Source organism: Streptomyces sp. IBSBF 2435, assembly GCF_036815005.1.
Classification (GTDB): Bacteria; Actinomycetota; Actinomycetes; order Streptomycetales; family Streptomycetaceae; genus Actinacidiphila.
Genome location: NZ_JAJSYW010000207.1, coordinates 1 through 12,260, shown reverse-complemented (window position 1 = coordinate 12,260; position 12,260 = coordinate 1). Strand labels below are relative to the sequence as shown.

7 protein-coding genes are annotated in these 12,260 nt (G+C 75.6%); 3 read left to right on the top strand and 4 right to left on the bottom strand.

The window, feature by feature from the left end; translation table 11 throughout:
- The coding region (locus V7E46_RS29000; RefSeq protein ID WP_333771208.1) for a sensor histidine kinase at window positions 1-2,179 on the bottom strand (2,179 nt) is incomplete at its 3' end.
- A 215-nt stretch (window positions 2,180-2,394) separates the two neighbouring features.
- On the opposite strand from V7E46_RS29000, the gene V7E46_RS28995 reads away from it, so the two are divergent.
- A complete protein-coding gene (locus V7E46_RS28995) occupies window positions 2,395-2,766 on the top strand; it encodes a hypothetical protein (protein ID WP_333771207.1) in 372 nt (123 codons plus the stop codon).
- A 12-nt stretch (window positions 2,767-2,778) separates the two neighbouring features.
- Here V7E46_RS28995 and V7E46_RS28990 read toward each other — a convergent pair whose 3' ends face one another.
- Genes V7E46_RS28990 through V7E46_RS28980 form a run of 3 tightly spaced genes read right to left on the bottom strand, consistent with a single transcriptional unit; the run spans window position 2,779 to window position 10,573 of the window.
- Complete coding sequence (locus tag V7E46_RS28990; protein ID WP_333771206.1) at window positions 2,779-8,088, bottom strand: hypothetical protein; 5,310 nt, start codon at window positions 8,086-8,088, stop codon at window positions 2,779-2,781.
- 53 nt (window positions 8,089-8,141) lie between these two features.
- Window positions 8,142-9,026 carry a hypothetical protein gene (locus V7E46_RS28985; RefSeq protein WP_443054383.1) on the bottom strand — a complete coding sequence of 295 codons (885 nt, stop codon included), beginning with the start codon at window positions 9,024-9,026 and terminating at the stop codon, window positions 8,142-8,144.
- Between the two features lie 38 nt (window positions 9,027-9,064).
- The gene (locus V7E46_RS28980) at window positions 9,065-10,573 is read right to left on the bottom strand and encodes a hypothetical protein (protein ID WP_333771205.1); all 1,509 of its coding nucleotides are present in this window, start codon (window positions 10,571-10,573) and stop codon (window positions 9,065-9,067) included.
- Between the two features lie 141 nt (window positions 10,574-10,714).
- Here V7E46_RS28980 and V7E46_RS28975 point away from each other — a divergent pair, with 141 nt between their 5' ends.
- Window positions 10,715-11,506: a LamB/YcsF family protein gene (locus V7E46_RS28975; RefSeq protein WP_333771209.1), complete on the top strand. Its 792-nt coding sequence runs from the start codon at window positions 10,715-10,717 to the stop codon at window positions 11,504-11,506.
- Between the two features lie 40 nt (window positions 11,507-11,546).
- A complete protein-coding gene (locus V7E46_RS28970) occupies window positions 11,547-12,149 on the top strand; it encodes a 5-oxoprolinase subunit B family protein (protein WP_333771204.1) in 603 nt (200 codons plus the stop codon).
- The last annotated feature ends 111 nt before the right edge of the window (window positions 12,150-12,260 follow it).

Here is a 12,260-nt window from a genome sequence, read left to right as displayed (position 1 = left end):
GGCGGCGGCGGGGCAGCGGGAGCGGGGCCGCGGGGGCCTGCTCGTCGCTCGTGCCGCTCGTGCCGCCGGCCAGCTCCTCGGGGTCGTCGAGCACGTCCAGGCCCCGGCTCAAGGCCGCGCTCAGCGGCTCCTCCGGGTCGGGCGCGTGGTCCTTGTGCCGCTCGCCGCCGACGTCGTCGACGCCTTCGAGACCCCACTGCCGGAAGGTGTGCTCGGTGTCGCCCGGCGTATCGAGGCCGCGCGGCTGGGCGGCCCCGGGCAGCGGGGTGCCCGCGGTGTCGTCGGCCGCGTCGCTGAGCAGCGTCTCGGGGATCATGACGACGGCGGTGCTGCCGCCGTACGCCGACTGCCGCAGCGAGACCCGCACGCCGTGCCGCTGGGCGAGCCGGCTGACCACGAACAGGCCGAGCCGGTCGGTGTCCGACAGCTCGAACTCGGGCGTCTCGGCGAGCCGCAGATTCGCTTCGAGCAGCGCGTCCGGCGTCAGCCCGAGCCCGCGGTCGTCGATCTCCAGGACGAATCCGTTGGCGACCGGCTCGCCGTGCAGCTTCACGGTGGTGTGCGGCGGTGAGAAGACCGCGGCGTTCTCGATGAGTTCGGCGAGCAGGTGGGTGACGTCGGCGACCGCGGCGCCCGCGACGGCCAGCCGCGGCAGCCGGCGTACCTCGATCCGCTCGTAGTCCTCGACCTCGGCGATGGCGGCGCGGACCACGTCCATCAGCTGTACGGGCTTGCGCCACTGCCGGGAGGGGGCCGCGCCGGACAGGATGACCAGGCCCTCGGCGTGCCGGCGCATACGGGTGGTCATGTGGTCCAGCCGGAAGAGGTCGGCCAGTTCCTCGCTGTCCTCGGCGCGGCGCTCCATGGCGTCGAGCAGGGTCAGCTGGCGGTGCAGCAGCACCTGGCTGCGGCGGGCGAGGTTGACGAAGACCTCGGAGACGCCCTTGCGCAGGTCGTTCTGCCGGACGGTGGCCTCCACGACGGCCCGCTGGAGGGTGTTGAGCGCCTTGCCGACCTGGCCGATCTCGTCCTCGGCGTACTCCAGCCGCGGCACCTCGGTCTCGACGTCGATCTGCTCGCCGGCCGCCAGCCGCCGCATGACCCGCGGCAGCCGGGTGCCGGACACCTCCTGGGCCTCGCGGCGCAGCCCGGTCAGGTCCCTGATCAGGCCGCGCCCGATGCGTACCGACACGAACAGCGAGGCGATCACCGCGATCAGGCCGACCCCGCCGACGAAGGCCGCCTCGACGATCGCGGTGGTCGCGATCGGCTGGTTGTGCCCGCTGAGCTGGGTGTCCGAGGTGGCACCGAGCCGGCCCAGATCGTCCATGGCGGTCGCGGCGACCCCAGGCCAGGACAGGTGGGCGGCGACGATCGGCGCGTCGTCGACACCGCCGGCGATCACCGCGTCCTCGGCGGACCGCAGCGTCCTGCCGTTGGTGTTCTGCCAGTACGCGTCGTAGGGCGCGCGCTCCTCGTCGGTCAGCAGCCGCAGACTGCCGCTGTAGTAGTTGCGCTGTTCCGCGACGGCGAAGGTGAAGGACCGCAGTTCGGCCGCGCTCATGTGCCCGGTGCTGATCGCGGCGGCCATCAGCGCGTCCTCGCGGCTCACTTCGTCGCGCGCCCGGCCGAGCTGTACGACCGCGCGGTGCTCGTCGTCGAGCTTGAGGTCGTTGTGCGGGTTGAGGGCGTCGAACAGCTCGAAGGCAGGCTCGGTCATCGCGTTGTACGCCTGGAAGACGTCGTTGCGGCTGATCCGGCCGTCGTCGGCGCGCTGCCGCAGCGAGGTGAGGCCCTCGACGGTGCTGAGGAAGGTGTCGAGCCGGCCGCGGGACTCCGAGTCGAGGGCGCCGCGCACACCGGAAGCGGCGACCCGGGTGCGCATCTTCGCGATCGACGCGTCGGTGACCTGCTGCTGCTTGTTGTAGCCGATCCTGGCCTGCGAGTCCCGGGTGTTGGCCACGTAGATCATGGCCGCCCTGCGCTCCTGCTGGAGGCTCTGCACCGCGTCCTGTCCCGGGTAGCCGACGTTGTCGGTCACCCGCTGCACGTCGGGCCGGTCCAGCAGCGCGCGGCCGGTCACCGTGGCGGCGAAGGCCCAGATGACCGTGAGTGACACCAGAGGGATCAGCAGCAGCGCCACGATCTTCCGGCGGATCGTCGTACCGCGAAAGCTCATGGCCTCCCCAACGTCTCCCCCGCAGTGGGGGCGTCTGTCGCGTTTAAACGGCGCGAGCCTACTACCGCGTCAGGGGTAACTCGAAAGCTTGTCAGTGGGTTGGGCAGGTCTGCGCCGAAACGTACCCCGGAATGCACCAGGAGGTTTCGGGGCAGCCACTCTTCATGGACTTCCAACGGCGGACCGTGTGGGAAGAAACCGAGACCCGGCCTCGGATGGCCGACCCGGTGCGGGCCGCGGCGGTACGGGCGGGGCTGATCGGCGCGTTCGCGCTGGTGCAGGCGGTCACCGACGTCGTACTCGCCGCGGGGCACTCATGGCTGTCCGCACCCCTGCTGCTGACCACGGTGCTGACCTCCGTGGTCGGCACCTGGGCGGTGCTCGACGTGTGGGTGACCCGGCAGGTATGGAACCAGCGCAACGGCGTGGTGTCCAGCCCCAGCAGCGCCGCCAGGACCCTGCGCCGGGAGCGGCGCAGGGCGCGGCGGGCGGCCCGCAGGGCCGATACGCAGCCGGGCACGGCCACGGCGACCGGCGGCGGCACAGTGGCCAGGCGGCGGCATGAGCCGCGGCACCTCGGGGTGTGAGCGTGCGGCTGGTCAGCGCTTGGCGGCCGGGGCGCGGGGGTCCGGTGCCGCGCCGGGCGGGGCCTGCGGTACGGCGTCGGGTGCGGGCTCGGACACGGTCGCCGGCGCGCTTTCGGAGGCGGCCTCGGGCCCGGTTTCCGGTGCCGCTTCTGCCGGGCTCTCCCGTGCCGCCTCCGGCGGGCGGCGGAACATCCGGGTGGCCGTGATCTCGCCGTGCACCTGCTCGCCGTGCGGGTCCCGCACCGGAAGGCCGGGCCTGAGGTGCTCCTCGACGCTGATGTATTTCAGGCCCGCCCGCAGATCCGCGTCGTTGCGCAGCCTGACCACCAGCGGGAATTCGGCCAGCGCGGTCGTGTCGAAAAGCCCCGTGGTGTAGATCAGCTGCACGCCCAGCGCGTCCGCCACGGCCCGCTGGAGCTCCAGCAGATACGTGGCGTTGGCCCGCCCGATCGGGTTGTCCAGGAAGAGCGTGCCCGCATGGCGCTGCCGGTCCCTGCCGCGGTCGTTGCTCCGCAGCGCGGCCATCGTGCAGTACAGCGCGATGGCGGCGGTGAGCAGTTGGCCGCCGGAGAAAACATCACCCATCTGGCCTACGGGAACGCGCTCGGCGCGCAGCACAGCGTCGGGCTTGAGGATCTCCACGGCGATGCCGCGCGGCCGGAGCGCCGCGCCGACCGCGCGCAGCAGCAGTGACATCCCGTCGCGGCGCAGGTCGGAATTCTTGCGCAGCGCCGACCTGGTGGCCTCGTCGATGACCTCGCCGAGGCGCTCGGTGAGCACCGCCTGGTCGGGGTCCTCGAAGCGGATCCGCAGGAACTCCTGGCCCGACCACTCGCCGAGGCCTTCCGGCAGCCGGGACAGCCGCTGCGCCGAGCGCAGGGTGGCGAGCGCGGACTCGACCAGGCCGCGCAGCCGGTCCACGATGATCTCCCGGTTGCGCTCCAACTGGCCCAGTTCGTCCGTCAGCACCCGCAGCCGGGGCGCGAAGGCGCCCGCCCAGGCCGCCGCGTGCTCGGGCAGCGCGGCGCCCGGCAGCTCCCTGATCTGCTGTCTGGCCGGCGTCCTGACCTGCTCGAAGCGGACCGCGTTGGCGTGCCTGACCAGGACGTCGGCGGACTCGCGCAGCTGGGTCTCGGCGGCGGACAGGTCGGCGGCGCAGCCGCGCAGACTGCGGCGGGCCTCGGCGGCGGCCTGCCTGGCCGCCGCCTGGCTGCCGGGATACGGCTCCGGCTCCTCGTCGTCGCCCTGGTGCTGCGGGCCGCCGTCGCGCAGCAGGTCGCGCAGGAGCGCGGCGGTCTCGTCGAAGCCGCCGGCCGCGTCCTCCGCGGCCCGGTGCGCCGCGACCAGGTCGGCGTGGGCGGCGGTGGCCTGCTCCAGGGCCTCGGTGCGGGCGGCGACCTCGGTGGTGGCCGCCCGCAGCAGTTCCTGCGCGTGGTCGGCGTCGCGCGGTCGCAGGGCTGCGGGCAGCTCGGTGTGGTGCGGCGCGCCGCCGGGCGGCGCGAGGCGTTCGGCCTCACCTCGGAGCCGCCCCAACTGCTCGCTCGCGGTGGACGCACGGGTTTCCAGCGTCTGTACGAGCGCCTCCGCGCGGCCCGCCGCCGCCTGCCGGGACGGGCCGTCCGAGCCGTCGGGGCCTTCCAGCAGCTGGGCGGCACGGCTGCGCACCTTGTTGGTGAGCCGGTCCAGTTCGACCAGGGCGGCGTTCTCGGTGCTTTCCGCCCGCGCCTGCTCGGCCCGCAGGTCGGCGCCGACGCCGACCTTCTCGTAGACCTCGGAGGCCGCGCGGTACGCCTCGCGGAGCGCGGGGAGCGAGCCGGCCGCGACGGCCGCTTCGGCGTCCGCGCCCGACGTGCCGTCGTCGGGGGCGCCGGCGATCTCGGCGCGTTCCGCGCGCAGGACGCGGGCAGTGCGGCGGGCGTCGTCCGAGGCGCGCTGGGCGGCCCTGCGGTCCTCGTCGGCGGCGCGGGCCTGCGCCAGGCAGGCCTCGGCGCGGGCTTCCGCCTCGGCCGCGTCGGCGGCCAGCTCCCGTGCCGCGCGCTGCCAGTTGGCCCGCTCCCGCAGCCGGTGGGCGAGCCCGGCCAGCGCGTCGGCGCTGCGGCGCGCCTGCTCGGCGGCGGCCCTGCGGATGTCGCTGTCCTGCGCGGCCTCCGCGGCGGCGGCCTCCGCCTCGCTACGGGCGGCGCGCGCGGCAGCCAGTTCCGCCCGGGTGCGCTCGACGGTGTCCCGGGCCGCTGCCGCCTCCGCGGCCAGTTCGGCGAGCCGCCCCTGCGGGCAGGCGGCGCGCCAGGAGGCGAGCCGGGCCGCGAGCGTACGGTCGTGAGCGAGGCGGCCGGCCAGCGCCCGGATCTCCTCCTCGCGTGCGGTCGCCCGGGTCCGCAGCGCCTGGCGTTCGCCGTCCGCGGCGAATTCGTCGTGCATCGCCGGATTCGGCGGTACGAGGAAGACGTCGGGTTCGGTGCCGGCCGTGGGCGGCGGCGCGAGCAGCGCCGCCGCGGTGCCGACGGCCACGGTGGAGCGCGGCAGCAGCGCCGCCTGCGCCAGGACGTCCCTGGCCCGCTGGTAGCTGCCGGGGTCGGTCACGACGACCCCGTCGACCAGCTCGGGCCGGGCCGCGAGCACCACCGCGTGATCGACCGGGTCCACGGCCTGCGCCAGGTAGCGCCAGCCGGGCAGCGCGGGAATGCCGTGCTCGCCCAGATACTCGACGGTGGCCAGCACGTCGGGTCCCGGCGGCAGCAGGCCCCCGTCCCCGAGCGCGCCGAGAATCCGCGCGTCGTCGGCCGCGGCGGTCCGCAACTCGAACATCTGCCGTTCGGCTGCCGCGACCACTCCGTCCAGCAACTCCCTCAGCGGCTCGGCGATCTCGTCCAGCATGCCGGGGCTGAGCCCGCCGTCGCCCTCGTGCCGGCCTTCTGCCCGCGCGGCCGGCCCGCGCGCTCCCCCGCGGACCCCGTCCGCACCTGCTCCGGGCCACCCGCCGGCAGCCTCACCGGTCCGCGCGGAGGTGCCGGTCGCACCCTCCGGAGCGGACCCCTGGCGGGCGACGGGCTCACCGGGCCCTCCCGCGCTGCCAGGCCGCGTACCTGGGCCGACTCCGGTCCAGGCAGCGGCGACCGCGCCCGCACCGCCGGACAGCGCGGAGACGCCGGACGCGCCATTCGAGCCGTTGCTCTGCGGGACAACCGACTCACCGGACCCACCCGTGCCGCCGGGCCGTGCGCCCGGGCCGGATCCCGGCTCGGCACCGGTCACCGCTCCCGTACCGCCGGACAGCGCGGAGTCACCGGGCGCGCCCTCCGGAGCGCCGGCGAGGCCGCCCGGTTCAGCCGCGCCGCCGGGCCGTGCGCCCGGGACCGAGCCCTGCCGGAGACCGGCCGGCTCCCCGGACTCCGCCACGCCACCGGTGTCGCGGACGCCGGACGCGTCGCCGCGTTCAACTCCCGGCTGCTTGCCGGAGGCGCGGGCGCCCGTGCGGGGCGAGGGGAGGCTGAGGAGGGCGGTCAGGCGGGGGTCGGTGGTCAGGGTGCTGGCGGCGACGGTGGCCGCGGCCAGGGCGGATTCCGCGGTGGACAGCGCGTCGGCGGCGCGGGCCGCCGCGAGCTCCGCGCGGGACTCGGCCCCCGCGGCGTCCCGCGCGTGGGTGACCGCGGTGCGTGCGGTGTCGGCGGCGGCGCGGGACAGGGCGGCGGCCGACTCCTCCGCGTCGGCGGCGGCCAGGGCCGCACGTGCGGGGTCGGCGTTCGGCGCCGAGCCGTCGAGCCAGCCGGACCGTACCGCCTGCGCGGTCTCCTGCTCGACCTCGGCGAGCCGCTGGGCGAGGTGCCCGGTCTCGCTGCGGGCGCGCTGCGCCTCGGTGGCGGCGGCGGTCGCGTCGCGGTGCGCGGTCTCCGACCGCGCCTGCAACTCCGCCGAGCGCTCCTCCTCGGCGTCGGCCTGCCGCTCGGCGCGGGCGGCGGCGGCGTGCAGCGCGCGTACCAGCTCGGCCGCGGCCGTGGTGCGGGCCGCGAGCGCGGGGGCGGCGTCCCTTTCGGCCTCACGGATGGCCGCGCTGACCCGTTGCAGCCTGTCCCCCGCGGCCCGCTGCCGCAGTACGGTCTCGGCCGCCTGCCAGGCGGCGTGCAGGGTGCGGGCGTCGGCCAGTTCGCGGCGCAGGGCCGCCGCGCCCTTGTCCGCGGCGGCCAGCGCGAGGGACGCGTGCCGGTAGGCGATCTCGGCCGCGGTCAGCGCGCTGCCCGCGCGGATCTGCTCGGCGTCGGTGACGGTGTGCGCGGCCTGCGCCATGTCCTGGGCGATCTCGGCGGTCCTGCCGCGCTCCTGCTGGGCGCGGGCGGACAGCCGCCTGGCCAGCACGCGGGTGCGGCGCTCGGACTGGGTGTGCACGGCCCGCGCCCGGTCGCGGGCCTCGGCGCCGTCGACGATGCGTTCCAGCAGGTCGAGCGAGCCCGCGGTGAAGTCGCGCTCCGCGGTCAGCTCGGCGCGGCGGCCGAGCTTGCCCGCGAAGCCGTGGACGAGGTCGGCGAGGCCGTCGGTGTCGCGGGTGTCGGTGACGGCGCGCAGCAGCAGGTCGGTGAAGTCGGAGTCCTTCTTGACCGCGAACAGGCCCGCGGCCTCGCCCTCGTCGGCGTTCATCTCCCGCTGGTAGCGGAAGAGTTCGGGGTCGAGGCCGAGGTCGCCGAGGTGTTCGTTCCAGCGGTCGTGGATCTCCTCCCACACCACTTCCAGGTGCGGATACGCCTTGCCCGCGTCGGTGAGCGCGTCCCGGAAGCCCTTCATGGTGCGGCGCCTGCCGCGCGCCCCCGAGGCGCCCTCGGCCGGCGGGCGCACCGCCGTGGCCTCGGCGACCGGCAGCGAGTCCAGGCTCATCCCGGGCCCCGGCCGGAAGGAATACCAGGCCTCGGCGAATTTGCGCGGGTCGGCCGACACCTGGCGCCCGCGCCACTCGCTGACCTTGCCGACCACGACGAGTTCGCCGGTCAGCGTGTGCTGCCACTCCAGCGCGACATGCCCGCAGTCCTCGGCCAGCAGGAATTTGCGCAGCACACCGGAGCTGGCGCCGCCCAGCGTATTGCGGTGCCCGGGCAGCATGACCGAGAAGATCAGCTTGAGCAGGACGGACTTCCCGCCGCCGTTCTCCAGGAAGAGCACTCCCGCGGGGGCCGGGCGGCGCGGCGGCCCGGCCGGCTCGTCCGCGAAGAAGTCGCCCTGCGCCGGTGCGGGCTCCGGCACCGGTCCGCCGACGCCCCGCAGGTCGAGCACGGTGTCGGCGTAACGCGCGCCCGCGGGCCCGATGGAGTAGAGGCGGAGTCGGGAAAGCTCGTACATGCGGCGGACTCTCGTGGCTGGAGTAGGGGAGGTGGGCTCGGGCGGACGGCGGTTCAGGCGGAGGCGTGGAAGGGCAGTCCGGCGTCGGCGACCAGGTCCGTGCCGTCGTCGGACGCCGCTGCGGGCAGCAGGCTCGCGCTGCCGTCGGTGACCGCGACGACGCCGAGGTCGAGGATCTCGGCCATAGCCGCGCTGCCCGCCATGTCGCGCACCTGGAGCTGGTAGCGGGCGGTGGTGCGGTACGTGCCGCCGGACTCGTCGCCGGTGCGCTGGAGGAAGCCGGAGTCGACCAGGAAGGCGACGGCCTTGCCGATGATGCCGGTGGTCGAACCGGCCAGCCGTCTGGCGTCCTTGGTCGCGCCGGTGGCGGTGCGCCGGGTGTAGACCCGCCAGGCCGCCTCAAGGCCGGGTGCGTCGCTGGCCGGGTCGGTGATCTCGCCTGCCTCGTCCGCGCGTTCCTCCAGGCGGCGGCAGGCCTGGCGGACGAAGGCGTCCACCCCGTTGACCGTGATCCGGCCGATGTAGCCGTCGTCGGCGAGGTCCTCGGGGCGGGGGAAGGCGAGCGCGGCGGCGGCCAGGTGCGCCAGGCCGTGCAGGAAGCGGTCGCCGGCGTCGGAGGCGGCCCGGCGGGCGTAGTCGCCCATACGGACCGCGAAGACCGAGTCCTCGCCCGCCGCGACGGCCATGCCGGCCCGCGGCGACACTTCGAGGACGACCAGGCCGAGTCCTGCGGCGACCGCGTCGGCGATCCGGGCGAACCCGGGGTCCTCTCGGTGCCGCCTGACCAGCTCGGCGTATTCCGCGTCCCGGGCGGGCAGCAGCTTGGGCTGGAGGCCGAACCCGACCAGGCGGGCGGCGTCCGCGACGTCTCCCGCGGTCAGTGCCGCGCCGTCCTTGTCGCGCAGGCCGTCCCGGGCGTCGCGGGCGGTGTCGCGCAGGCCGTCGCGAGTGGGTGTCCCGTCGTCGCGGTGGTCGCTCACGTCGTTCTCTCTTTCGGGTCCGCGGGGCGGGCGGCGAGGCGGGCGGTGCCGAGAACGAGGTCGGCGCCGCCGAAGTCGGGGTCGTCCAGCTCGGTCCCGTCGTCCACCGCGAACAGGACCTGCGGCTCGCCCTGCCGTACGGCGGTTCCGACCGGCGGCGACGCCGCGTGCAGCGCCAGCAGCGCGACAAGATACGGCAGGTCGGGATCGCTGCGGCGGGCCTGCGCGAGCAGCCCCGACAGCCGGCGGGGCGCGTCGTGCGGCAGGTCGAGCAGGTCGAGCGCGGCCTCCAGCTGCTCGTCGGAGAAGCGGCTGTCGTCGGGAGTGGCGACGAGGTCGGGCTCGGGCATCTCGGCGCCCAGGTGGTCGCGTTCGAGCGGCGGGGTGAGCAGCAGGTCGACCAGGTCGGTCACCCGGACCACGGCCGGGGTGCGCAGCCCGGTGCCGCGGGCGAAGAAGGCGTCGGTCACCCGGGAGGCCCGCTCCACCGGCAGCGGCAGCAGCGGGGCGACCAGCTGGCCGTACAGGTCGAGCCCGGCGCGGGCGGGCGGCGCGGCGAAGGCCTGCCGGTCCTGCTCGGCCCGGAACAGCGGTCCCGCCTCCAGCAGCCGCGACTGCAGCTGGGTGTGCCGCCTGATGCAGTCCTTGACGATGTCGACCAATTCCGCGGCGCGCCGCTTGTGCCCGGGGTCCTCCGCCTCGTCGCGCGCCTTGCGGATGTTGGTGAGGATCGCGTTCTCGTGGCGGTAGCGGTCGGCGACATGGTCGAGGGCCTCGGCGATCATGTCGGGGACCTGGCGCAGCCAGTCCACCGCCCGTACATTGCGCCGGGTCGCCTCCAGGGTGCGGCGCAGCGTCTCGGCGTACTGGACGGTGCGGTAGCGGGCCTGCTCGGCGGCCAGTTGGGCGTCGGCGAGCCTGCCGCGGGTGATCAGCACCTCCAGCTTGACCTCGGCGGCGATCTGGGCGCTGGTGACGTCGGTGTCGAGGGCGCCCACCAGGACGTTGACCGCCTCGTCGGTGGTGCGCAGATAGACGCTGCCGCCGGGGCCGGGCACCTCCTCGATCAGCTTGAAGTCGTAGTCCCGCCGCACATAGCCGCCGTCGGCGCCGAACGTGCCGTAGACGGCGCGGAATCCGCGGTCGGCGCTGCCGACATTGATCAGGTTCTCCAGCACCCAGCGGGCGACCCGCTCGTGCTCCGGATGGCCGCGGCCCGGTGCCTGGGCGGCGACCCGGGGCAGCAGTCTCGCCACTATCTGGTCGTGGTCGGCGCCGGTGTCGAAGTCCATGTTGAGCGTGACCAGGTCGATCGCGGCGAGCGCGACCTCCGCCATCGCGTACACCGCATACTCGCCCGCGAGGTTGGCCTTGCGGGTGTCGAGGTCGTGCAGCGGCGCGGTGCAGGCGAGCGCCTTGAGCCGGCGGGCCAGGCCCTCGTCCGCGGCGGGGCCCGGGGCCGGCCGGGCGGCGCCCGGCAGGGGGTACGGGACAGTGGTGGTCACGCCCCACACATTAAGCGGTGCCACCGACAACGAACGAAACGGCACGGATCGCCACGGGACGGGCACGCGTTGTCGGTGCGGGATGCCATGATCGGTCCGCGGGTATCTTACGGCAGCGGTGGACACGACGGGCGGATCACCATGGCGGACGCGGGCACGGGTGCGGGCGGCGAGGCCGGCGCGGTCATCGACCTCAACGCCGATCTCGGCGAGGGCTTCGGCCGCTGGCAGCTCACCGACGACGAGGCGCTGCTGTCGGTGGTCACCAGTGCGAATGTCGCCTGCGGCTTCCATGCCGGCGACCCGGCGACGATGCGGCGGGTGTGCGAGCGGGCGGCGGCCGGCGGGGTGCGGATCGGGGCGCAGGTGTCCTACCGCGACCTGGCGGGCTTCGGACGGCGCTCGATGGACGTGCCGCCCGCGGAACTGGCCGCCGAAGTCGCTTATCAGATCGGCGCGCTGGAGGTCTTCGCGCGGGCGGCCGGGGCGGCGGTGGCGTATGTGAAGCCGCACGGCGCGCTGTACAACCGGGCGGTTCACGACGCCGAGCAGGCGGCAGCCGTCGTCGAGGGCGTCGTGCTCGCCGGCCGGCTGCCCGTACTGGGCCTGCCCGGCTCCCAGTTGCTGGCCGCCGCGACCGACGCCGGGCTGCGCACGGTGACCGAGGCCTTCGCCGACCGCGCCTACACGTCCCAGGGCACGCTGGTGCCGCGCCGCGAGCCGGGCGCGGTGATCGGCGAGCCCGGCGCGGTGGTCGGCCGCGCGGTGCGGATCGCCTCCGGCGACGGGGTGACCTCGGTGGACGGGCGGCCGGTACGGATCGCGGCGCGCTCGCTGTGCGTCCACGGCGACACCCCGGGCGCCGCGCAACTCGCCGCCCGGGTGCGGCAGGCGCTTGAGGCGGCCGGGCTGCGCGTGGCGGCGTTCGTATGAGCGGCGGGGCGGCGGAATCGTGAAGTGCCGGGTGCTGGCGATGGGACGCGGTGCCGTACTGGTCGAGACCGAGGACGGTGAGCGCGCGCAGGCGCTGCACGCCGAATTGCTGCGGCGGCGCGCGGCCGGGGAATTCGCCGAGGTGCGGGAGATCGTGCCGGCCGCGCGGACCGTCCTGGTCGGCGGCCTCGCCGACCCGCGGGCCTTCGCCGCCGCCGTGTCCGGCTGGGACGTGCCGCCGGTCGAAGCCGGCCGCGGCGAACCGCGGGAAGTGCCGGTGCGCTTCGACGGCCCCGACGCCGCGGAGGTGGCCGCGCTGTGGTCGGTCGGCCCCGGCGAGCTGGCCCGGATCGTCACGGCCACGCCTTTCCGGGTGGCCTTCTGCGGTTTCGCCCCGGGCTTCGCCTACCTCACCGGCCTGCCCGCCGACCTCCACGTCCCGCGCCGCCCGACCCCGCGCACCGCGGTCCCTCCCGGCTCCCTGGCCCTGGCCGGCCCCTACGCGGGCCTCTACCCGAGGTCGTCCCCGGGCGGCTGGCAGCTCATCGGCACGACGGACGCTGCGCTGTGGGACCCGGACCGCGACCCGGCCGCGCTGCTCTCCCCCGGCACCGAGGTGCGCTTCGTCCTGGCGGCCTCGTGACGCCGCCCGCGGTCCCGCGGCGGCCCGCCGCCGTGCCCTTGCGCCGCAGGGTGGCGGTTCGGGGCGGCCTGACGGTGGAGGCAGGGACGTGAGCGGGGCGGGGCTGCGGGT